The organism is Rhizobium sp. SU303 (assembly GCF_021052345.1).
In the GTDB taxonomy this organism is placed as follows: Bacteria; Pseudomonadota; Alphaproteobacteria; order Rhizobiales; family Rhizobiaceae; genus Rhizobium; species Rhizobium laguerreae.
In genome coordinates, this window is the sequence record NZ_CP088095.1 from 3,663,421 (window position 1) to 3,684,982 (window position 21,562).

Annotated in this window: 21 protein-coding genes; 7 read left to right on the plus strand and 14 right to left on the minus strand. The window is 59.6% G+C overall.

Annotated elements, in window-relative coordinates; all coding sequences use genetic code 11:
* The first annotated feature begins 235 nt into the window (after window positions 1-235).
* Window positions 236-976, plus strand: a complete 741-nt coding sequence (locus RlegSU303_RS18235; protein WP_017961841.1) for an ATP-binding cassette domain-containing protein — start codon at window positions 236-238, stop codon at window positions 974-976.
* A 40-nt stretch (window positions 977-1,016) separates the two neighbouring features.
* Complete coding sequence (locus tag RlegSU303_RS18240; RefSeq protein WP_017961842.1) at window positions 1,017-2,015, plus strand: ABC transporter permease; 999 nt, start codon at window positions 1,017-1,019, stop codon at window positions 2,013-2,015.
* 60 nt (window positions 2,016-2,075) lie between these two features.
* Here RlegSU303_RS18240 and RlegSU303_RS18245 read toward each other — a convergent pair whose 3' ends face one another.
* From RlegSU303_RS18245 to RlegSU303_RS18270, 6 genes are all read right to left on the minus strand, one after another.
* Window positions 2,076-3,125, minus strand: coding sequence for an ABC transporter ATP-binding protein (locus tag RlegSU303_RS18245; protein WP_131622835.1), 1,050 nt, complete (start codon window positions 3,123-3,125; stop codon window positions 2,076-2,078).
* Between the two features lie 13 nt (window positions 3,126-3,138).
* Window positions 3,139-3,981, minus strand: a complete 843-nt coding sequence (locus tag RlegSU303_RS18250; protein ID WP_017961844.1) for a carbohydrate ABC transporter permease — start codon at window positions 3,979-3,981, stop codon at window positions 3,139-3,141.
* Complete coding sequence (locus RlegSU303_RS18255; protein WP_017961845.1) at window positions 3,978-4,901, minus strand: carbohydrate ABC transporter permease; 924 nt, start codon at window positions 4,899-4,901, stop codon at window positions 3,978-3,980. The genes RlegSU303_RS18250 and RlegSU303_RS18255 overlap by 4 nt, the downstream gene beginning before the upstream one ends.
* A gap of 11 nt (window positions 4,902-4,912) precedes the next feature.
* Window positions 4,913-6,160 (minus strand): ABC transporter substrate-binding protein, encoded by a 1,248-nt coding sequence (locus tag RlegSU303_RS18260; RefSeq protein WP_131719224.1) that lies wholly within the window; start codon window positions 6,158-6,160, stop codon window positions 4,913-4,915.
* 132 nt (window positions 6,161-6,292) lie between these two features.
* Window positions 6,293-7,084, minus strand: coding sequence for an SDR family NAD(P)-dependent oxidoreductase (locus RlegSU303_RS18265; protein WP_131719225.1), 792 nt, complete (start codon window positions 7,082-7,084; stop codon window positions 6,293-6,295).
* On the minus strand, window positions 7,081-7,839 hold the full coding sequence (locus RlegSU303_RS18270) for a FadR/GntR family transcriptional regulator (RefSeq protein ID WP_017961848.1): 759 nt from the start codon (window positions 7,837-7,839) through the stop codon (window positions 7,081-7,083). Before RlegSU303_RS18270 ends, RlegSU303_RS18265 begins: the two co-directional genes overlap by 4 nt.
* Before the next feature lie 160 nt (window positions 7,840-7,999).
* Here RlegSU303_RS18270 and RlegSU303_RS18275 point away from each other — a divergent pair, with 160 nt between their 5' ends.
* The 3 genes from RlegSU303_RS18275 to RlegSU303_RS18285 are packed head-to-tail and all read left to right on the plus strand — an operon-like array spanning window position 8,000 to window position 10,405.
* Window positions 8,000-9,145, plus strand: coding sequence for a mandelate racemase/muconate lactonizing enzyme family protein (locus RlegSU303_RS18275; RefSeq protein WP_131719226.1), 1,146 nt, complete (start codon window positions 8,000-8,002; stop codon window positions 9,143-9,145).
* A 58-nt stretch (window positions 9,146-9,203) separates the two neighbouring features.
* On the plus strand, window positions 9,204-10,070 hold the full coding sequence (locus RlegSU303_RS18280; protein ID WP_131645215.1) for a DUF6772 family protein: 867 nt from the start codon (window positions 9,204-9,206) through the stop codon (window positions 10,068-10,070).
* Entirely contained in the window at window positions 10,070-10,405 is a 336-nt protein-coding gene (locus RlegSU303_RS18285; RefSeq protein ID WP_017961851.1) for a hypothetical protein, read from the plus strand. Before RlegSU303_RS18280 ends, RlegSU303_RS18285 begins: the two co-directional genes overlap by 1 nt.
* Window positions 10,406-10,447: 42 nt before the next feature.
* Here RlegSU303_RS18285 and RlegSU303_RS18290 read toward each other — a convergent pair whose 3' ends face one another.
* The 8 genes from RlegSU303_RS18290 to RlegSU303_RS18325 all read right to left on the minus strand — a co-directional run bounded on the left by RlegSU303_RS18290 (window position 10,448) and on the right by RlegSU303_RS18325 (window position 19,410).
* Window positions 10,448-11,842 (minus strand): FAD-dependent oxidoreductase, encoded by a 1,395-nt coding sequence (locus RlegSU303_RS18290; protein WP_131719227.1) that lies wholly within the window; start codon window positions 11,840-11,842, stop codon window positions 10,448-10,450.
* Between the two features lie 20 nt (window positions 11,843-11,862).
* Window positions 11,863-12,570 (minus strand): SDR family NAD(P)-dependent oxidoreductase, encoded by a 708-nt coding sequence (locus RlegSU303_RS18295; RefSeq protein ID WP_231283241.1) that lies wholly within the window; start codon window positions 12,568-12,570, stop codon window positions 11,863-11,865.
* A gap of 364 nt (window positions 12,571-12,934) precedes the next feature.
* Complete coding sequence (locus tag RlegSU303_RS18300) at window positions 12,935-13,684, minus strand: ribonuclease activity regulator RraA (protein ID WP_131719229.1); 750 nt, start codon at window positions 13,682-13,684, stop codon at window positions 12,935-12,937.
* A gap of 21 nt (window positions 13,685-13,705) precedes the next feature.
* Window positions 13,706-14,869 (minus strand): mandelate racemase/muconate lactonizing enzyme family protein, encoded by a 1,164-nt coding sequence (locus RlegSU303_RS18305; RefSeq protein ID WP_131719230.1) that lies wholly within the window; start codon window positions 14,867-14,869, stop codon window positions 13,706-13,708.
* A 33-nt stretch (window positions 14,870-14,902) separates the two neighbouring features.
* A complete protein-coding gene (locus RlegSU303_RS18310; RefSeq protein WP_131719231.1) occupies window positions 14,903-16,000 on the minus strand; it encodes an ABC transporter ATP-binding protein in 1,098 nt (365 codons plus the stop codon).
* A gap of 10 nt (window positions 16,001-16,010) precedes the next feature.
* Window positions 16,011-16,901 (minus strand): carbohydrate ABC transporter permease, encoded by an 891-nt coding sequence (locus RlegSU303_RS18315; protein WP_131645200.1) that lies wholly within the window; start codon window positions 16,899-16,901, stop codon window positions 16,011-16,013.
* A complete protein-coding gene (locus tag RlegSU303_RS18320) occupies window positions 16,898-17,857 on the minus strand; it encodes a carbohydrate ABC transporter permease (RefSeq protein ID WP_092584152.1) in 960 nt (319 codons plus the stop codon). Before RlegSU303_RS18320 ends, RlegSU303_RS18315 begins: the two co-directional genes overlap by 4 nt.
* Before the next feature lie 74 nt (window positions 17,858-17,931).
* Complete coding sequence (locus RlegSU303_RS18325; protein WP_131719232.1) at window positions 17,932-19,410, minus strand: ABC transporter substrate-binding protein; 1,479 nt, start codon at window positions 19,408-19,410, stop codon at window positions 17,932-17,934.
* A 207-nt stretch (window positions 19,411-19,617) separates the two neighbouring features.
* Here RlegSU303_RS18325 and RlegSU303_RS18330 point away from each other — a divergent pair, with 207 nt between their 5' ends.
* Window positions 19,618-20,328: a GntR family transcriptional regulator gene (locus tag RlegSU303_RS18330; protein WP_026158846.1), complete on the plus strand. Its 711-nt coding sequence runs from the start codon at window positions 19,618-19,620 to the stop codon at window positions 20,326-20,328.
* A 53-nt stretch (window positions 20,329-20,381) separates the two neighbouring features.
* Window positions 20,382-21,548: a mandelate racemase/muconate lactonizing enzyme family protein gene (locus tag RlegSU303_RS18335; protein WP_017961868.1), complete on the plus strand. Its 1,167-nt coding sequence runs from the start codon at window positions 20,382-20,384 to the stop codon at window positions 21,546-21,548.
* Window positions 21,549-21,562: the final 14 nt, after the last annotated feature.

Here is a 21,562-nt window from a genome sequence, read left to right on the forward strand (position 1 = left end):
CTAATATCTGCGCGCCACTCTCGTCAAATGATATTTGTCTGACAAAACAGATTTTTGCGACAATAAGGCCAATTGCCGGGACAATGAGTTGACGCTGTCGCAGGGTTTTGCGTAAATGCTCCCAATCGCTTTCCTGGGAGGATACTGGAAAGCGAACTCGCCGGAGCCTTGCCTCGAAGACAAGCAGGGTTCGGTGCGATGGATAGCCCGCAGGTTTTGGGAGGCGAGGAGGCTGGTGGCGGTTCTTGAGCTCAGCAATGTTTCCAAACATTTCGGTGCCATCCAGGCGGTCAACGATGTTTCGTTTTCGCTCGAGGCGGGGCAGGTTGTCGGCCTGATGGGCGACAACGGGGCTGGCAAGTCCACACTGGTGAAGATGATCGCCGGCAACTTCCGGCCGAGCCATGGAACCATGCGGCTCGACGGCGCCGATCTCGTGCTTCATCGGCCGAAGGAAGCGCGTCAGCATGGCATCGAGATCGTTCACCAGGATTTGGCGCTCTGCAACAATCTGACGGCGGCAGCGAACGTGTTCCTCGGACGAGAATTGCGCCGCGGCGTATGGCCTCTTCGCATCCTCGACCACAAGGCCATGTACAAGCGCGCCGGCGAGATATTTCGCGAGCTCAAATCCGAGACGCGGGCGCGCGATCTCGTCAAGCAAATGTCAGGCGGCCAGCGCCAAGCGGTCGCTATCGGCCGCACGATGCTGTCGGAAGCGAAAATCGTATTGATGGACGAGCCGACCGCAGCCATTTCCGTGCGCCAGGTCGCTGAGGTTCTGAATCTGATCCGCCAATTGCGGGACCGGGGCATTGTCGTTGTCCTGATCAGTCACCGCATGCCCGACGTCTTTTCGGTCGCCGACCGTGTGATCGTGATGCGGCGAGGCAGAAAAGTAGCCGACAAGCAGATTGCGGCAAGTTCGCCGGAGGAAGTGACGGGACTGATTACCGGCGCCATCGAACAGGTGTGATCGATGCTATCCGTTGCAACAGGAAGGAAGAAGGTCGACGATGGCGATTACACTTGACCAAACGATCGGACAGAAGCAACGGAGCTGGCTTGCAACGATCATGAGCGGTCAGACATTCTGGGTGCTGATTGCAGTCATTCTAGCCTGCATTTTTCTGTCGATGGCAACGGACTCCTTTGCGACGGCGAAGAACATCTACAACATCACCCGCAACGTCACCTTCGTCGCCATTATCGCGCTGGGCATGACGCTGGTCATCATCACCGGCGGCATCGATTTGTCCGTTGGCTCCGTACTTTGCCTGTGCAGCATGGTGCTGGCGGTGGTCATGCATGCGGGATACAGTATTGAAGTCGGCATCGCGGCCTCGATCGGTACGGCTCTTCTGGTCGGAGCTTTCAACGGCGTCTTGATTGCCTATCTCGGCTTCCCGCCTTTCGTCGTCACACTCGGCATGTTGTCGATTGCGCGCAGCCTTGCGATGGTTGCATCCAACAACACTGTGGTTTTTGAGTTCGGACCTGATCACGACAAACTGTTGGCGCTGGGTGGCGGCGCCTGGGTTTTTGGCATCGCCAATCCAGTGCTTTACATGGTCGTGCTGGCACTCATTACCGGTTTCGTGCTGCGCTGGACCAAGTTCGGCCGCTATGTTTTTGCGATCGGCGGCAATGAGCACGCCGCGACACTGACGGGCGTTCCCGTGCCAAGGATCAAGGTCATCGTCTATATGATTTCGGCCCTCTCGGCGGGGGTTGCCGGCATCATTCAAACCGGTTGGCTCGGCGCCGTCACCACAAATATCGGCGCCGGGATGGAACTTCAGGTCATTGCCGCTGCGGTTATCGGCGGCGCCAATCTGGCCGGCGGCGTTGGCACCGCCTTTGGAGCCTTGGTCGGCGCCGCACTCATCGAGATCATCCGGAACAGTCTTGGCCTGCTTGGCATCAACGCGTTCTGGCAGGGCTGCTTTATCGGTGGCGCAATCGTGCTCGCCGTCCTTTTCGACCGGCTTCGCAACTTGCGCCAGGGCGAGTAGACGAACCCGGCTCTTAAGAGACTTCTGCGGGTCGCGCCCGCGCCAAAAGCGGCGGTACGCTCAAGCAGTCCGGCCTTGTTCCGTCCGCTTTATTGTCTGCCCGTTGCCATTGAAAAAGTGCACCTTCGAGACATCGGCGGTGAGTCCGATTTGGTTTCCCGCCTTCATGTCACCACCGTCGTACAGAACGAGGCAATCGTGCCCAGCCGGCAACTTGACGTGGAGCAGCGTTACCGCCCCGGTATATTCGCAAAGCCCGACGGTTCCGCGCAGCGTCCCCTCTCGAGGTTCCACGACGATCAGATGCTCCGGCCTTATCCCGATGGTCTCGGCGGCGGTATCCGCTACCGTTGCGCCTGTCAGCAAAGGCGCGATATCTGCCGGGAGCAGATTCATTTTTGGGCTTCCGATGAATTGCGCCACGAAGATATTTGCCGGCCGCTCGTATAGTTCCCGGGGGGAGCCGACCTGCTCGACACGGCCGTCGCGCAGAACCACGATCTTGTCGGCGAGCGTCATCGCTTCGATCTGGTCATGCGTTACATAGATCATCGTCGTGGAGAGCCGCTTGTGCAGTGCGGCGATTTCAGAGCGCATGTGCACGCGCAACTCTGCATCGAGGTTCGACAGCGGTTCGTCGAACAGGAAGACATCGGGATTTCCGACGATGGCCCGGCCGATCGCGACGCGCTGCCGCTGACCGCCGGAAAGCTCGCGGGGGTAGCGATCGAGCAATGCTTCGAGCTTCAGCGTGGCGCTTGCTTCATCGACACGCTTCTGACGCTCCTGTGCCGGAACTTTGCGGACCTTCAGCCCGAAACCCATATTGTCCCGGACGGTCAGGTGCGGATAAAGGGCATAGGATTGGAAGACCATGGCAACGCCGCGTTTCGAAGCCGGCACTTCGTTGACCACCCGGCCGCCAATCGCAAGTTCACCGCCGCTGAGATATTCCAGCCCCGAAATCAGCCGCAGCAACGTTGACTTGCCGCAGCCTGACGGACCGACGAATACGACGAACTCGCCCGGATCGATCCTGAGATCGACACCACGGATGACCTCGACGGCGCCGAAGCGTTTTTCGATGCCTTTAAGCGATACACTGCTCATGAACGAAAATTCCTCATCCCTTCACGCCTGATAGCGCAAAACTTTCGATGATCTGCCGCTGGGCGATCAGATAGACGATCAGGATCGGCACCACGGCAAGGCTGGTAGCGGCAAGCTGCAGGTTCCACAACGGTAAGCCGTAGCTATCGTTGAAGTTCGACAGGGCCAAAGGCAGCGTGAACATGTCGAGCGAGCTCAGAAAGATCAGCGGCTCCAGGAACAGGTTCCACGAGAACAGAAAGGTGATGATGGAAACCGCAGCCAGGGCTGGACGCGCCATCGGCAGCGCTATCTTCCACCAAACGCCGAAGCGTGAGAGGCCGTCCATCTTGCCGGCTTCTTCCAGTTCCTTGGGCAGGGCCAGGAAGTACTGGCGCATCAGGAACGTTGCCATCACCCCATGAGGGCCGAAGGTGGGCAGCAGGATCAGCGGCCAGTGAGTATCCACCAAACCAAACCAACGCATCAGGAAGAAGTTCGGAATGATCGTCACTTCCTCCGGCACCATGAGCGCCGAGATCAGAAAAAGCATCAGCAGCCCGGCACCGGCAAACCGCATGCGCGCCAGCGCATAGCCGGCCAGGGACGAGATGGCGAGGGTGAGCGCCGTCACCACGATCGCGATGTAAAGCGAGTTGAAATACTGCCGCGCGAACGGCTGATATGTGAACACTTCAACGAAATTCTGCCAGCGCCAGACGCGCGGAATAAGCGTCGGCGCACCGAATATCTCGGTCACGCTCTTGAAGCCGGCAGACACCATCCAAACGAATGGGAAAACAAAAGGAATGGCGGCGATCAGCAGTGCGATCGTCCAGCAGGTGCGGTAGAGCATCTGGATTTGGCGCTGGGTCACTCCGATCCCTTTCTCCGCAGCATCACCTGCACCAGTGTCAGCGCCATGATCATCACGAACATGATCATCGCGAGCGCCGAGGCATAGCCGACATTGAAGAACTTGAAGCCCTGCTGGTAGATGTAGAAGGCAAGCACCAGTGTGCCGTTTTCCGGGCCGCCACCGGTCATCTGATATATGTGATCGAACACCTTGAAAGAGCCGATCGTCGTGATGACCATGATGACGAGCGTGGTCGGCGCCAGCAACGGCCAGGTGATCATGCTGAAAATCTGCCGGCGTGAGGCGCCCTCCAGGCGCGCCGCCTCTTCATAGTCCCGCGGGATCGCTTGCAGCGCCGCAATGTAGAGGATCATGTTGAGGCCGACCATCTTGATGACGCGGGTGACGATGACCGCCGCCATGGCCCAGTTCGGTTCACGCAGCCAGTTTGGACCGGTGATCCCGACCAGCGCCAGTACCTGGTTGATGAAACCGCCTTCTCCCTGCAGCAGAAACTTCCAGACGATCGCCCAGGCGATGGCCGAGGTGATGACGGGAGCGAAAAACACCGTGCGAAAGAACACGACCCCGAAGAACGGCCGGGAAAGGGCGAGCGCCAAGGCGAGCGCGAGCGCCATGTTGAGCGGCACGAGACCGATCGCGAAAACAACCGAATTGCGTACCACAAGCCAAAAGTCAGGGTTTTCGAGCAACGCATTCTGAAAATTGGCAAGGCCTACGAAGGTGGCCTGCTGGCTGAGCAGGTTCCATTCGGTCATTGAATAATAGACCACTGCGCAGAGCGGACCGAGGAAGAAGATGAGGAAGCCGATGAAGGTGGGGCTGACGAACAGCCACGCCTCCATCATCTCTCTCATCTTCAACGTCAGCCAGGTCTTTTGGCCGGTTCGAATGGAGTTATGAACGGTATCGGCCATCTTCGTTCTGATCAAAGCAGCGGCTGGATTGCCGCACAGATGCCCTTGATGGCGGCATCGACATCGGCATCCGGCTTCCACAGGGCATCGACACGAGGCGCCATAGCGGCAAGAATCTGTGGCGCTTTTTCGTTGGCCGAAACCACCCGGCCCTTTTCTATCGCGGCAGCCACATTTTTCATCATCTCGCGCGGCACGAGCTTGTTGCCGTTGATGAATGCATCGGCCTGCAGAACGCTCTTGCGGGCCGGCGGGAAGAACTGCGCCATGGTGGCGACATTTTCCTTGTTGGTCATATGGGCTACGAATTCCGCGGCGATTTCCGTATTCTTGCCTTGGGCGAACACAACAAGACCGGCCTGGCCGATAACGGGTGACTCGCCACCTGGGCCGGTGGGCAACGGTGCGATGCCCCACTTGAAGCCGGCTTCCGCCATCTTCGAAGCACGGGAAATCTGGTTGACCGTCATCGCCGAATTGCCGGAGAAGTAATCGCCCTGTTCGCCCGGCGGAACGATGGACTTGTCCTTGAAGACCATGTCATGCAACTGCTTGACCGCCTTGACGGCTTCGGGCTTGTCGAAGCCGCATTCCTTGTTCGACCAGATATCGCCACCATACGCGCGGATTGGCGGCAGAAGGGCATGGGTCATGCGAGAGGCATAGCCTTCGCCATCCTTGAACTCGAAGCCCCATTTGCCGGGATTGGTTTCCGCGAGCTTCTTGGAGACTTCCTGGAACTTGTCCATGTTCCATTCGCTCTTGGCGGCGAGCGTCAGCGGGTCTTCGAGCCCGGCTTTGTCGAACATGTCCTTGTTGTAGTAGATCATGAAAGGCGAGGTGGAGAACGGAATGCCGTAGACCGTTTCGTCCTTCTGCCAGAGGCCCATGGCCGGCTTTGAGAAATCGTCGAAATCATAGCCTTCCGCCGACTTGAGCGTCGGGCCGAGATCCTTCACAAGATTGGCGTTTTCGAAAGCCGGAGCGGCATCCTCCATCATCCAGGCTATGTCGGGAGCATTGCCGCCGGCGATCTGGAAGGTCAGTTTCTGCGTGTAGTCGTTGACCGGCACGGTCTCGAACTTCACGTTGACGTCGGGATGTGTGGCTTTAAAGCTCTCCGCAATGCCATTCAGCATCTTCAGATGAGCCTCGTTCCCGGTCCAGACCGTCATGCGGAGATCCGTCGCGAAGACGGCAGACGTCGATATGCACAATGTCAACGCGGATGCTGCGATACCTGTTAATGCGGCCTTCATGGTTTCCTCCCTTTTTGATCGTCGGCAATCAGCCTTCACCGACTGAATGCAAACGGCGTTCGCCCGGCGTTTGGCTGCAAGCTGCGGCGGACGGTTCCGCCGTATGATCTCGAAAACCTTGCCGCAAGCCGCTCACCCGGCAGCGTGCGGAAGGCTCCCGGGCGCGTCTCCGATCGACCATCCTCCGTCGACCGGGATATTTGCACCCGAAATGTAGCTGGCAGCATCGCTGCACAAAAAAACAAACGCCCCAACCAGGTCCTGCGGCTGGCCCGGCCTGCCCGCAGGGATCTTGGCGGCTACCGCTTTGCGGAACGCCGGGTCGCCGTAGCGCGCGGCATTGGCCTCGATCTCGATCGCACCCGGCGAAACCACATTCAGCGTGACGCCGCGATGGCCGATTTCGCGCGCAATCGACCTGATCGCAGTCAACTGCGCCGCCTTGAGCGACGCATAAACAACCGTTTCCGCCCGCGGTCGCACCGCCATGATACTGCCTGTGGCGACGACCCTGCCCCAGCCCCGCTCGGCCATCGGCGGAACCAGCTTTGCCGTCAGCGTCAGCAGCGCCGAGAAATTCGATGCCACATGGGCGTTGACATGCGCCTCATCCAATTCCTGCCAGGGCCGTCGATGTTCGATGGCGGCATTGGCAATGAGGATATCGATCGGGCCGCATGTTCCGAGCACTTCATCGGCAAAAGCCTGCGTCGCACGCCCGTCAGTGAAGTCTGCTTCCAGTACCGGCGCTGTGCCGCCGGTAGCCCGGGCCACCTCGCTCGCGCCCGTCTCATTACCGAAATGATGCAGGATCAGTTCCGCTCCATGCTCCGCAAGGCCAAGCGCAACAGCCCGGCCGATGCCGGAACTGGCACCGGTTACCAGCGCGCGCCGGCCTTTCAGTGAGAAGCGCGCGGCGCTCATCGCTCGGCATCCTTCAGCTTGTCGGCCACCTCGAGCGAGGCAATGTCGGCAGCTTCGAAATGCTGCCTGATTTTTTGCTCGGCGAGATCGGCATCACCAACTGCAATTGCGTCGTAAATCGCCTGATGCCGGTCAATCGTTGCTCGCCAGTCAGCGTCGCTGCGATTGGCCCGACGTGAAAACAATTCCGACACCTCGCGCTGCACGGAACGCATGCTCTCCATGTGCACGCGGATCATGTAATTACCCGTCGTCACGGCAAGGCCCAGGTGAAACAGGATGTCGGCGGCGGTAAAGCCGGAAGGCTCCTTCACGGAAGCCAGCATGCCTGCCAAGCCCTGCCGCATGATCTCCAAACCTTCCGGATCGCGACGTTCGGCGGCGAGCCGGGCAATTCCCGTCTCGACGACACGGCGCATTTCATTGGCTTCGCGCAGCCGCTTGAGACTGGAGCGGACCGCGTAGCCGTAGATTTTGTCCATCGAGTCGCCGCTCAGCGCCTTGGCGCGGGCAACCTTGCCTTGTTGGGTGAAGATCAGCCCGGCTGCCGTCAACTGACGAAGCGCCTCACGGGCGATCGGCTTCGAGACGCCGAATTCCCTGGCGATCTCCCCTTCGGGCGGCAACGGCTCGCCAGGCGAGATGCGCCCATCAAAGAGCGCGGCGGCAATCGCATCGGACACCCCATCCGCCAACCGCGAAGGGTTGGGCGGCTTGGCGGTGAAAACGGGTTTTCTTTCGGGAATTTCACTCATCTCAATCCTCATATTCACAAAGCTAACATGCAGCTTCTAACTTAGCAACTAGGTTTATCAGTTGCCAAGTCGCCAACATATAGCTAGGAATAACAGACACGCCCCAAAGCAGCGAGCAAAACCAAGAGCAGCGAGCAAAACATTGGGAACGAAAGAGCCGATGGATTCTGTGCAACGTTCGACCGGACAGGCGATCCTCATTTCAGAAGTCGTCGCCCACCCGCTCAGCCAGACACTGCCCAAACCGACCGTCACGTCCTGGGGCACCTATCACAAGGTCTCGATGGTTCTCGTCGAAGTGCGCACAGATGCCGGCATTGTCGGCGTCGGTGAGGTTCTGGCCCGGTTTTCACCCAAGGCCTATGCGGAACTGATCGAAAGCTCTTTGAAACCACGGCTGATCGGACAGGACGCACGCAACATCGGCGCACTCTGGCAATCCATGCGGCGCTCGCTGTCAGGCCGCGCCGGCGGCATGCTGATTGAGGCGATCGCAGGCGTCGACATTGCGCTGTGGGACATCATGGGCAAGGCCGCGGGCATGCCGATCGCCAAGCTGCTTGGCGGCATCGGCCGGGAAACGGTCGAGGTCTATGCCGCCGCCGTAAACTGGGTCGACGACTCTGAGGCGGATCGGGAACTGGAGCGCTATATCGGCGAGGGATTCCCGCGCATCAAAGTCAAGATGGGCAATCCCGTCAGAGAAGCCTGCCGGCGCATCGAACGGCTGCGCAAGCGCGCTGGCGACGATATCGAACTCTGCGTCGACGCCAACTGGGCCTATGATCTGGACCAGGCGATCGAAGTCGGCAGGGCACTTTCGGCCAACGGTTACTTCTGGTTCGAGGAGCCGCTGGCGCCGGAAAACGAGCAAGGCTACGAAGAACTTCGCAAACGCTGCGACGTGCCGCTCGCAGCCGGAGAGAGCAACTTTACCGCCGATCAGGCGCAGCGTCTCGTCGCCAACCGCACCCTTTCAATCCTGCAGCCGGATGTCGCCCGTGCCGGCGGCATATCCGAAACACGGCGCATGGCCGACTATGCCGCCCTGCATGATGTGGGCTACGCCCCGCATATTGGCATGTCCGGCATTATCTGCGAGACGGCCAGCGCGCATCTGGCGGCCGCCCTTCCGAATTTCCGGATGATGGAATGCGAATGCGATCTTAGCCCCTTCAAGCGCGACCTTGCCGATCTGGCGCCCGGCTGCCTGCGCCAGAAGAATGGCCAGCTCGACGTGCCGACACGGCCGGGTCTCGGCATCGAAATCGATTGGGACGCCGTCAGCCGGCTCCGCATGCAGTGAGGTCAACGCCATAATGACGACTTTAGCCCCCTCTTCCACAGCCGACATAATGGAAGCCATGAGGCTCGCCATGCTTCGCGCAGATCCGGCGCTCAGCCGTTTCGATCCTCTGCCGCGCATCCTGTCGTTTGACGACTTTTCGCGCGGGCATTGCGGCTGGTCGCAACTGGTCGGCAATTACGAGGACACACTCGACGTCATGCTGCCCGGCTTTGCCCAGCACTCGAGCGCCATGCTCTCAACTCTCGGGCATTGGGATGCAGGATCCCACGGCGGCATGGATTCGTCCTACGCGCTAAAGATCGCCACAAAGGCAAAAGCGGGTGCCCAGAACGTTGCAATCAAGCGCCATACCTTCCGCAAGCGCGGGCCAATCCGCTTCGAGATTTTCTTCACATTCAAGCCGGAGGCGACGGAACTGAAACTATCGGAAACCGACGTGCGATCGATCGGCTTCCTGTTCGACCTGCAATGCGGCGATCGCGACGGAGACGGCGAGCGGGTTATGCCACATCTACGCTTTCTCAATGCACTCGACGGCAAGCACTTGCAGAAATGGCAGTACAAACGTGAGACCACGCCCTTCACCGCCATCGGCCGGGAAGACAAGACCGTAAGCCACTATCACCTGGCGCCCGAAGGCTGGCTGGACTTGCCGGATGGTGAACAACGGCTCTGCTACAACGAGATCCCGACAAAGGTGAACTGGAGCTATTTGCGCTTCGATTTCGACCTCGCCTCGATGAAGGCGACCGGCTTGCAATGCAACGACCGGAATTTCGATGTATCCGGCTTCGAGTCGATCCGGATTCCGGCGATGAAGAACCTCTGGTGCATGCTGAACTTCTGCCTGTTCGCCGAGACGGATGTCGCCAAACGCGCCTTTCTCTACGTCGATTCCATCTGCATTTCAGGGGATTTTTGATGCTTCCCGAGAACATTACGGCGGTGATAACCCGCAATGAGCGCTGGAGCGGTGACGCCGCGAGCGAACCCTATGAGGCCGGCTGGGCGCATGAAGCCGTGTTCTTCATTCGGGCATTGAAGCCTCCCGTCGGCACTGCACCCAAGGGCTGGGTGGAAATCTCGCCTGATGGCATGCACTGGGTTCGAGAAGGAACGGAATTCGCCATGCCGGGCGAACAGGACGGCGTTGCCGTGGCCCGGCTCAACGCCTTCGGCAATTGGCTGCGCGTTGCAACCCGATTTGCCGATGGCGCTGAATGCACCGTGCTGGTGACCCTTCATCTGAAGGCCTGACTTGAGAAAACACGGGTATATCGCTCCCGCTTTCTCCTTCCGTCAGCCAAGATAAGCGCCCTGGGCCAGAAGTTCCCTGCGCAAATCCGCGTAGTCGACATGCCGGGGGCTTGCCCTGTTGCCGACCGAAAGTGCTGCGGCAACACCGGCCGCCTGGCCGAGCGCAAAACAGGGCGGCATGACGCGAATGGCGCTGAGCGCCTCATGCGTCGCCGAGACCGCGCGGCCAGACACCAGCAGGCCCTCATGAACGCGCGGCAGCATGACCCGGTAAGGGATCTGGTAGATATTCGCCGCATCAAGCCCCTCGCCACCGGTACCACCGCCCGAGCCAGTGGGGTCGTGAATATCGAGCGGATAGCCGCACAACGCCACGACATCTTCGAAGGCGCGGCCGGAATGCAAATCTTGCAGCGTCAATTCGTAGGCGCCATCGATCCGTCGGGTTTCCCGTACGCCGATCTGGGTTGCCGTGTCCCGTAGTTCCACCTGTTCGAAGCCGGGCAGATTGTCGCGGAAGAAATCGAGCAGCGCCACGGTCTGCTCCCGGCCTTCGACCTCGGCAAGCGAGAGTTCAAGGGCGTCAGCCCCATTGCGGCGCAAGACGCGGCCGGTATTGATGCGCCAAACGCCCGGTTCCATGGTTTTGTAAAGGCCGATGCCACGGCGAGGCGCGGGAAAGCGGCCCTCTGCCGTCGCCTTGGCGACGATCGAGGCGAATGGCCGAAAATCCTGCGGATGCGCGCGGACGTAATCCTCCACCGCCTGGTCATCGACGTTCTGCACTCGGAAGAACAGTGTCTGCGGCTGGGAAAGGCCGTCGCTTTCCCGCCCCTGACGGGTATGGACACCGGCATAATGGGCGACATCGCCGTCGGCCGAGCAATCGACGACGACCTTGGCACGAACGCTCCTCAGCCCGCCCTTGCCGGCGCAAACAACACCGAGCACCCGGGGATTGTCCGCATCATGATCATCGACGATGGCATCGACGACCATGGTGTGCAGCAACAATTCCACTCCCGCCTCGACGCACATGCGCTGCGCCGCGACCTTCGCCGCCTCAGGCTGGAAAGGTGTCACCTTGTCGTGGCCGTAGACGATGAAGCCGCAATAGGCCGAACCTGCCGGGATCGTACTCGGATGCAGCGCGCCGCCGAGCGCCATCATCCGCTGAACGAATTCTTCGTAGATACCGCGGATCAGTTGCTGGCTGCCGTCGAGCGAATAGGAGGTCATGCAGGGGCCGACGAGGCCCGCCGTAAGGTTGCCACCGAGGAAGCCGTAGCGCTCCACAAGGCGTACCCGCACGCCAAGACGTGCCGCCGCGACCGCGGCCGATAATCCCGATGGTCCGCCCCCGATGACGAGCACATCGACATCATCGAGTTCGGGAATATCGGCCGAATAGGCGTAACGGCGGGCTGTCTGCTGCATGCCTGTATCCCCTCCCCGGTCTAGCGGAACATCGATCCGCCATCGACATCGAGCGCGGCGCCGTAGGTAAAGCTGGCTGCATCCGAGCACAGGAACATGATTGCCGCCGCCATGTCCTCCGGCCGTCCCATGCGCCGCATCGGCAGATTGCCGGCGATGCGGTCCTTCAGCGACTGATCGATATGGGAATGCATCGGGGAATCCGTCGGTCCGGGGTTCAGCGCGTTGATGCGGATCTTCTTGCCCGCAAGTTCCCGCGCCACCGATTTGACCATCGACAAGGTCCCGGCTTTCGATGCCGCATAGGCGGTATCGGCGATCAGCCCGCCGCCGCCATGCACGCCGGCATCCGAGGCGATACAGACGATGTTGCCGCCATCGGTGTTGTCGAGCATGCGTTTGACCGTCGCCTGCACGACGAAGAAGCTGCCGAGCAGATTGACATCGAGCACGCGATGCCAATGCGCCCGATCCTGCTCGAATATACGTTTGGCTGTGATGATCGCTGCACACGTCACGACGTTATCGAGACGCGCCAGGTTGGCGTCACAATAATCGAAGGCCTTGTCGATGCTTTCCTGATCGCTGACATCTACCGTCACGGTGTGAACAGCCGCGCCGCCATTGCGCAGTTCCGCACCGTAGCGCTTCAGCCCCGCCTCATCACGATCGGCCATGACGACTTCCGCGCCCTTGCTGGCAAAGGCCCTTGCAGTTTCAAGACCCATTCCACTCGCGGCGCCCGTAATAAGGACGGTTCGGCCCGCAAAACTATCGTCGGAAAAAGTAGCATAGGTCCCAGACATCGTCGCAACGTCCTTTCATCAGGGGGCAGCCCAACAACCAGCAGGCTCGCCTCACCATTGCTAGTAACGTAGCAACTATGTTATATAGTTGTAAAGCACAATACATTGTCTGGAAACAGAGTTTCGCGTGGCAAATACTCAGGACGGCGGGAGACGGCGGGAGCAAACCGTTGATCGTGCTGCGGCGAAATTCGACTCCCTATTTTTTGCGTAGACGTCGGCGATACCTCAGAAGGTTCTCGGCTCGCGGCTCGCGGCTCGCGGCTCGCGGAGGATAATCAATGAGCTAACTTCGGTTCTCCAAGCGGTTTGTTTTGCGCCACTCTTCGTATTCTCCGCGGGCATCGTCATGCAGCGGATAGTAACGCTGCAACGACCCGCCTTCCATGAGCTTCACTCGCGAGAACTCCTCCCAATCGTGATGCTTTTGCGACTCTTCGATTACCTTCGCCGCCATTGCGACTGGAAGCACTACCACCCCGTCATCGTCGGCGACGATGATGTCGCCGGGGATTACCGTGACACCGCCGCAGGCAATCGGAACGTTGACCGCATTCGGATAGATGCTGGTCTGCACATGGTAGTTGGGAGTCCAGCCACGTAGCCATAGGGGGAGATCCAGCTTCTCGACATTGGGCCGATCGCGCATGCACCCATCGATCACGATGCCGCCGCCGCCCCTGCCTCTGAAATAGGTCGACATCATATCGCCGAAGACGCCTGAGCTCATATCTCCGCGCGCGTCGACCACGACCACATCGCCCTCCTGCACGTGATAAAGGACATGGCGGTGCAACTGCGTCTCCGGATCGGCATATTCTCCCTCGGTGAAGAGGTCCGGCCGCTGCGGCAGGAACTGAAGCGTCAGGGCCGGCCCGACGATCGACTTCCCGCGATTCTGCGGGACCGGACCGACCATGTGCGGATTGCGGAAGCCCATGTGGCCAAGCGTGCCGGCAACCGTCGCGGCGCCGATTTCCTTCAGTGCGTCAATCAGCTGTTTGGGCGGTCGCGTAATGTCGGGCGTATGCGTCATTTTAGGCTCCGGTGGATGAATCTACCAGTTCGTGACAGAACCGTCGCGGCGCTTTAGGTGAGGCGCTTCCCAGAAACGAAAGCTCTCCGCCTTGACCGCCTCTTCGTTGACCTCGACGCCGAGCCCCGGCAGATCGCTGACCGGATAGTCGGGTCCGTCGAGCCGTGGTTGCACGGGGAAGAAGTCGGAATTATCGAAGCCCAGCTTTGCTTCGGGAGCCCTGGTCTCGAGCCAGGCGAAATTCGGCACCGCGGCGGCGAGATGGATGGTCGCGGCCGTGCAGACCGGGCCGAGGGGATTGTGCGGCATCAGGTCCACATAGTGCGCCTCGCTCCAACCAGCGACCTTCATCGCTTCGGTGAGCCCGCCGACATTGCACACATCGAGCCGGTTGAACTGATGGATGCCACGTTCGATATAGGGCAGGAATTGCCACTTGCTGGCAAATTCCTCGCCGATGGCGAAGGGGATGTCGGTCATCGTGCGCAGGGATTCGTAGGCCTCGGGTGTCTCGTCCCGTATCGGCTCCTCGAGGAAATCAAGCACGCCCCGGCCGAGCTTGTTACAGAAGCTCGCCGCCTCTGCCACCGACAGCCGATGATGATAGTCGATGCCGAGGACGACCTCGTCGCCCAGTGCCTCGCGCGCCTTATTCAGCATCGTTGCGGTCGCGCCGATCGACTGGCGCGGCTCAAAGATGTCCTTGCTGTTTTGCCCGACGGGGAAGAAGCGGATCGCTTGCCACCCTTGTTCGCGTAGTTCGCGGGCTCGTTCGATGGCAACATCGCCCTCGGCCTCGTCACCGGTCGAGGCGAAGGTAGGAATTCGGTCGCGCTGCTTACCGCCCAACAGTTCGTAGGCCGGCACGCCCAGCGCCTTGCCCTTGATGTCGTGAAGGGCAATGTCGATGGCGGAAATCGCCGCCTGCAGAACGCGCCCGCCTTCGAAGTATTGGCTGCGATAAACTTCTTGCCAGATCCGACCAATCTGCATCGGATCGCGGCCGATGAGAAACTCGCGATAGTGCTCGATCGCGCCGGCCACGGCCTTCTCGCGACCGCTCAATCCGCTCTCGCCCCAGCCGAAGATGCCGCTGTCGGTCTCGACCTTGACCAGCATCTGGTTGCGCGTTCCCACCCATACCGGATAGGGCTTGATTGCCGTGATCTTAAGCTTCGTCGTCATTCACGCCCTCATTTCGCACGCATCGGCTCTGTCTCATTGGGCCTTGAGGGCCATTTCTGTTTCGCCGTCGAACAGATGCATCCGCTCCTGATCGAACTCGAGCCAAATCTGTTCGTCGGGCGCGACGGCAATGGTGGGCGGCACGCTGACGTTGACGATGGCGCCAGACAAAAACGCCTGAACGAAGGTGACGTCTCCGGTCGGCTCGACCGTATAGGCCTTGGCCGGAATGCTGCCTGGCACCGCACTCTTGTGCAGCTTGATCGTCGAGTGACGTGCGCCGAGCACGACTTTCTTGGTTGTTGCCCTCGCGACCTTCTGAGCGTTTTCTGGCGAGAGCTCGAGGCGCCAGCCTTCCGCACTCGTCAACACAGTGTTGCCGCTGGCCGTTGATGCCTCCAGCGGAACAAGACTCATTGCCGGGCTGCCGACGAAGCTGGCGACGAACATGTTCACCGGATGGGCAAAGACCTGCGCCGGTGAATCGTATTGCTGCAGGTAGCCGCCGTTCATCACCGCCATCCTGTCGGCCATGGTCACGGCTTCGAGTTGGTCGTGCGTCACATAGATGATCGTCGCCTTGAGGTCCTGGTGGAAGCGCTTGATCTCTGACCGCATCTGCACGCGCAACTTCGCGTCGAGGTTGGAGAGTGGTTCGTCCATCAGGAATACCGCCGGATCGCGAACCAGGGCACGGCCCAGGGCCACGCGCTGCTGCTGACCGCCCGAAAGTTCGCGCGGCTTGCGCTCGAGCAACTGCGTCATGTCGAGCACGCGCGCTGCTTCCTTGACCTTCTTGTCGATCTCGTCCCTTGGCAGTTTGCGCATCTGCAGCGGGAAAGCCAGATTTTTATAGACAGATTTCTGCGGATAGAGCGCGTAGTTCTGGAACACCATTGCGATGTCGCGGTCCTTGGGGTCGAGGTCGTTGACCACCCGGTCGCCGATGACGATGTCGCCAGATGTGATGGGGATGAGCCCCGCCACAAGATTGAGCGTGGTTGTTTTGCCGCAGCCTGAAGGACCGACGAGCGCAACAAATTCGCCGTCGTTGACCGTCAGCGAAACATCGTTGACAGCTTTGAAGCTGCCATAAGTCTTGACAAGATCTTTGAGGACCACGTGGGCCACCGGCAACTCCCTAGTGCTTGACTGCGCCCTCAGTGAGGGCGCGTACGAAGTATCGTTGCAGGACGAGGAACAGGACCACGACGGGCACGCTCATCATAAAGCTGGCCGCCATAAGGCCGGGAAAGTCCGTCGTATTTTCTGAGAAGAAGCGCTGAATGCCGACCGGCAGTGTCAGCTGCTCGTTCTTGGAGAGGAAGGTGTAGGCGTAGATGTACTCGTTCCACGCGCCGATGAAGGAATAGATCGCCGTGGCGATGATTCCTGGCGCCGAGAGCGGCATCACGATCAGGAGAAAGGCCTGTAACCGCGTCGCGCCGTCGATGCGCGCGGCCTGCTCGAGTTGCACCGGGATATTGTCGTAGAAGCCCTTGAGCAGCCAGATTGCCAGCGGCAGTCCGAATGTGAGGTAGGTGAGGACGAGCGACCCATGCGTATTCACCAGCCCGATTGCGCGCATCAGGATGAAGAGCGGCACGAGAAAGATCACCGCCGGGAACATGTTGCGAAGCAAGACGGCGAAGAACAGAAAGTTCCGGCCCGGGAAGGTGAAGCGCGAAAACGCGTAGGCCGCCGGAACCGCCACGATCACCGAAAGGATGGTCGTGGCAGTGGAGACGAAAAGGCTGTTCCAGAAGAAACGAAGGAAGTCCTGGCCGACGCTGTTTTGCGGATCGAGCAGCTTCTGGTAGCTGGCAAGAGTGGGTTGGTCCGGCCACCATTGCGGCGGGAATTGCATGGCCGCGAAACCGGACTTGATCGAGGTGATCAGCATCCAGATCATCGGCAATGCGGTGTAAAGCAGCATGAACACAAGGAAGATACGTCCGCCCCACCGCCACCCATCGATGCGCATACGGTGACGGGCCTGGCCTCGAGAAGCAGTCTCGGCAATCGTGCTCATTCGCTCCCACCCTTCTGGTCATTGCCGCTCAGCGCACGAACGTAGAAGTAGCCGAGCGACATCAGGATCAGGAACAGCAGCACCGAATAGGCCGATGCCACTCCCCAGCGCTGGCGGCCGAAGGCGAGTTCGTAAATGTGGGTGATCCAGATATGCGATGCATTCGACGGCCCGCCGCCGGTCATGATCCAGGGGATGATGAAAGAGTTGAAGTTGGCCACAGCCAGCAGAAGGATCGTCACCGTCGAGACGTTTCTCAAGTGCGGAAAGGTGACGTGCCAGAACCGCTGCCATGCATTGGCTCCATCGACTTTTGCGGCGCGCAGCAACTGGTCGGGAACCGTCTGCAGGCCAGCCATCATCATGATCATGGCGAACGGAAACTCTCGCCAGATATTCACGACGATCAGCGAGGGCAGCACGGTACTGACGCTGTCGATGAAATTCGGGGGCCGGTCGCTCAATCCCAGGCCAACCAACACTGCGCCAATGATCCCAAAGTCCGAATGGTAGATCCACTTCCAGATATAGGACGCGGCAACCGCGCTGATGACCCATGGAATGATCAGGACGGCGCGCAGGATGGCGCGGCCGGCAAAGTCACGATGAAGTGCGAGGGCGCAACCGAACCCCAGGACAAACGCGATGATGGTCGATCCCAATGTCCAGATAAGAGTGTTCGAGGTAACCGTCCAGAACACCGGGCTTTTGAGGATGGATGTGTAGTTGTCGAAACCGACGAAAATCTTGTCCCGAAGCTGCAGGCCAGGCGGCGTATTGAAGAACGACAGCTCGATCGTGTAATAGATAGGGTAGGCTATGACGATGAGCATGACGGCGATCGCAGGAAGCACGTACGCGTAGTCAGCGCGATGCTCCCAGATTTTTCGTAGCACTCCAGACCTACGAGGTTGCAGTCGTCGGGGAACCTCGGCCTTCGCAGTCAAGATCGTCACTGTGCAGAGCCCTCATCCTTGGGAACGAAACCGGCTGCGATCGATGCGCAGCCGGTCAGATCGTCGGACTTGGACTAGAGCCCACCGTCCATCAGGTCTTTGACCTTCTTGGCCGCGTCGTCCGCTGCCTGGTCGACGGTCATGGCCCCAGTCAGAGCATTCTGGAGCATGTCCGGGATGATGATGTTCATGATCTCGGGGGCCTGTGGCAATGCTGGGAACGGGATGCCGTAAGGCAGCATCGAGGTCGTGACATCAAGGAACTTGATGCTGTCCAGACGTTCCTTCATCCACTTCGTCTTGAAGCCGTTGAGGTTTCCCGGGTTCGAGCCGGCGTAAGCCATCTTTAGGGACCATTCGGGGCTCGTCCACATGCAGATGATAGCTTTTGCCGCCGGCTCGTCTACCTTGCCGCCCTCCACATATTCGGGCTTGAGGATGTGAATGTTTGAGCCGCCAAATACCACGGCACGCTTACCGTCAGGGCCGGTCGGGATCAGGCCGTACCGCATATTGTCGATAACGGTCTGCGCCTTCTCCTTGTCGGTGTCCGTCGCCTTTTTCTGCAGGTCAAGCATAACGTCGTAATCGGACGGATGCGAAATCATCATGCCAAGCTGGCCAGCCAGGAAAAGGGGCTGGTTGTCGGCCTGCTGGTTGGTCAGCGCCGAAACCGGTACCGACTTGTCGCGGACGTACATATCGTAGGAGGCTTGCAATGCCGCCTTGCTCTGCGGGCTATCGAGCTGGACCTCCTTATAGGTCGGATCGGCGGTGGCCTCATCGAAGACGCCGCCCCCATAGGCCCACAGCTGCGGCATGAAGCGGTAAGGCGTATTGCCGGCATTTTTGCGAGCCACGAGGCCGTAACCGGCAATGCCGAGCTTGTCGTGGATCTGCTTGGAATACTTGACGACGTCCTCCCACGTTGCTGGGGCCTTGTCCGGATCAAGGCCTGCACGCTTGAAGATGTCGGCGTTCCAGATGAACGCCATCGTCTCGTTGTTGGTTGGAATGCCGTAGGTGACATCCTCCCAGGTTACAGCCTTCATGGCGCCGGGCCAGAAATCCTCGGTCGAATACCCTACATCCTCAGGTTTGAGCGGCTCCAAATATCCCTTTGAGGCGAACTCGGTGCCGCCCAGGATTTGCAGGCGGACCGCCATGGGCGCGGCATTGCCAAGCAGCGCGGTGCGGAACTTGTCCAAGAGGTCGTTATAGGTGAGGGCTTGCTCCTCAAGCTGGATGTTTGGATAGGTCTTGCGAAAGGTCGCGAAGAAATCCTTGTAATACTGGCGCAGCAGGTCGGGGTCGCCCTCGAACACGCCCTGATACCAGAAAGTCAGTCGCCCCTTGTAGTCGAGGGGAGTGACCTTGCCACAATCAGCTGCCGTGTCAAAGTTCTCTGTACCGGCAATGGAGCGCACATATTGCGGCGACCACTTGCTCAAGTCGACCGGCGCGCCGAGCGCCGACGCCGACATCAGTGATACCATCAAAGCAGTCGATACAGTGCCGCGCAGGACGGCACCGCCGAGTGAAATCCTCGTCATAGGGTATCCTCCAGGTTCTCCCATGCCGCTCTGCGTCGAAGCGAGCGGTCTTTGCTCCCCGGCCGCGGGACTTTCCACCCAATGTATCCCTTTGACCTCATCATACGTTTTCAGATAGCAGATTTCCTGTCAATAAGAGAAATCGTACATTGTTTAGAGAAATCTCGCGTGATATCGGAGAAATGTATGTATTGAATGGGGATTGCCTTGGCCGAGACAAGCGAATTTAAAGCGCAGCCACCAGAAGGAATTGACGCTATCGGGGCCTCCAGCGAGGGCGCCTCGCTTTATCAATTGATCAGGGACGACATCATCGAAGGGCGGCTCGCTGCCAACGAGCGGCTTGTGGTCACCGATCTCGCCCGGCGCCACGGCACCTCGACCAACCCCGTGCGCGAGGCTTTGCAACTGTTGCGCGGTGAGGGCTTTGTCACCTTCTTTCCCAACCGCGGAGCGCGCGTCCGGCCCATAGATCAGGATTTTGTTCGGGACATCTACGAGATAGGGGTCTTGATCGAGCCGGCCCTGACGCGATGGTTTGTGAACATGGCCACCGTCGAGGACATTGCAGAACTCGAACGCATCCAAGGCTTGATCGAAGAGAACAACTTCGCCGACACGTTGAGGCACAGCGAACTGGACACCGCCTTTCACACCGTAATGTACCAAAGGCACTACAACCGCCATGCCGCCGAGCTTTGGTGGAAGCATCGCGAAGTGCTTCGAGCCGTGAGCCGGCGTTTCAACTTCACGCTCGCCCGGCGTGCCGCGATCCTGAGCGAGCATCGCGAGCTCATCGCGCATGTAAAGGCAGGAAATGCGAACGAGGCAGGCGAACTCATTGCACGCCATGTCGAAGGCTCCGGCCGGCACATCCTCGAACACATGCGTGCGCGTAACGCCGCTCGGGCAGGATAGAATACCTGGCCGGAAATATCGCTATACCGACCACCTCAGATAAGGGCAGTGAGATGAAAATCACCAGCGTTCGGCCGTGGCTCATCAAGTCCGATGCTTCTTACTGGGGAGAGTTTCTGTTCGTCGAAGTAACGACCGATGAGGGGGTGAGCGGCTGGGGAGAGATCACCACCACGACGAGGCTCGCCAATCGCGCCCTCTGCACGATCCTGAGGCAGATCGGTGCCGCTGTGACAGGCGAGGACCCGGCGCGTATCGAGTATTTGTGGCATAAGATATTCCGCAGCTTCACCTACATGGGCAGTCGCGGGGCCGCGGTCGAATGCGTGAGCGCCATTGACATAGCCCTCTGGGACATCCAAGGCAAAGTCTTGGGTAAGCCGATTTACGAGCTGTTAGGCGGGCCGGTACGCGATGAAATTGCGCTCTACACCCACCCCAATCAGGCTAAATTTACCAGCAATGAGGCTGTTGTCCGCGAAATTCGAGACATCGTCGAATCCGGCCACACTGCGCTCAAGTTCGATCCTTTCCCCCAACAAGGCCGCGCCGCCGATGGACAGCCTCGCGAACAGCGAGACGGCTACCTCGATGGCAGCATGACCCGCAAGGATGAGCGCGAAGCCGCCGAACTCACGGCTCTGATCCGCGAAACGGCGGGCTCTGATGTCGACATCCTCATCGATGCGCATGGCCGGTTCGACGTTCCCACCGCCATTCGCCTTTGTCGGAGCCTCGAGGAAGCCGGTCAGATCGACTGGTTCGAGGAGCCCTGCCCACCGGAGAGCCTCAATGCGCTTAGACAGGTCCGTGAGAAGGTCAGCGCCGCTATCTCGTGGGGCGAGCGCGGCCATACGAAATGGGATTTCGTGGCGGTGCTCGAGAACAGACTAGCTGATTACATTATGCCTGATGTCACATGGACCGGCGGCATTACCGAACTCAAGAAGATTTCTGCCCTATGCGAAGCCTACTACATCCCCGTCTCGCCACATGACGCCGCAGGCCCAATCAACGTGGTTGCGGGAGCGCAGGTGATGATGACCGTTCCCAATTTCTACAAACTCGAAACGTCGGAGTGGAACTTGGGCAAATACGATCACCTCATCGACAGCCCACTCGATGTTTCGAACGGCAGCCTCAAGCTTACGCCCAAGCCTGGTCTCGGCGTTGAAATGAACCGCGACTACCTTCAAAGCCACGAGATAGAGCTGGATTAGCGCCCTACGCCGTC

Coding starts and splice junctions, on each gene's coding strand:
- RlegSU303_RS18240 (WP_017961842.1), top strand. CDS start 1,017: ATGGCGATTACACTTGACCAAACGATCGGACAGAAGCAACGGAGCTGG.
- RlegSU303_RS18245 (WP_131622835.1), bottom strand. CDS start 3,125: ATGAGCAGTGTATCGCTTAAAGGCATCGAAAAACGCTTCGGCGCCGTC.
- RlegSU303_RS18255 (WP_017961845.1), bottom strand. CDS start 4,901: ATGGCCGATACCGTTCATAACTCCATTCGAACCGGCCAAAAGACCTGG.
- RlegSU303_RS18260 (WP_131719224.1), bottom strand. CDS start 6,160: ATGAAGGCCGCATTAACAGGTATCGCAGCATCCGCGTTGACATTGTGC.
- RlegSU303_RS18265 (WP_131719225.1), bottom strand. CDS start 7,084: ATGAGCGCCGCGCGCTTCTCACTGAAAGGCCGGCGCGCGCTGGTAACC.
- RlegSU303_RS18270 (WP_017961848.1), bottom strand. CDS start 7,839: ATGAGTGAAATTCCCGAAAGAAAACCCGTTTTCACCGCCAAGCCGCCC.
- RlegSU303_RS18275 (WP_131719226.1), top strand. CDS start 8,000: ATGGATTCTGTGCAACGTTCGACCGGACAGGCGATCCTCATTTCAGAA.
- RlegSU303_RS18280 (WP_131645215.1), top strand. CDS start 9,204: ATGAGGCTCGCCATGCTTCGCGCAGATCCGGCGCTCAGCCGTTTCGAT.
- RlegSU303_RS18285 (WP_017961851.1), top strand. CDS start 10,070: ATGCTTCCCGAGAACATTACGGCGGTGATAACCCGCAATGAGCGCTGG.
- RlegSU303_RS18290 (WP_131719227.1), bottom strand. CDS start 11,842: ATGCAGCAGACAGCCCGCCGTTACGCCTATTCGGCCGATATTCCCGAA.
- RlegSU303_RS18295 (WP_231283241.1), bottom strand. CDS start 12,570: ATGGGTCTTGAAACTGCAAGGGCCTTTGCCAGCAAGGGCGCGGAAGTC.
- RlegSU303_RS18300 (WP_131719229.1), bottom strand. CDS start 13,684: ATGACGCATACGCCCGACATTACGCGACCGCCCAAACAGCTGATTGAC.
- RlegSU303_RS18305 (WP_131719230.1), bottom strand. CDS start 14,869: ATGACGACGAAGCTTAAGATCACGGCAATCAAGCCCTATCCGGTATGG.
- RlegSU303_RS18315 (WP_131645200.1), bottom strand. CDS start 16,901: ATGAGCACGATTGCCGAGACTGCTTCTCGAGGCCAGGCCCGTCACCGT.
- RlegSU303_RS18325 (WP_131719232.1), bottom strand. CDS start 19,410: ATGACGAGGATTTCACTCGGCGGTGCCGTCCTGCGCGGCACTGTATCG.
- RlegSU303_RS18335 (WP_017961868.1), top strand. CDS start 20,382: ATGAAAATCACCAGCGTTCGGCCGTGGCTCATCAAGTCCGATGCTTCT.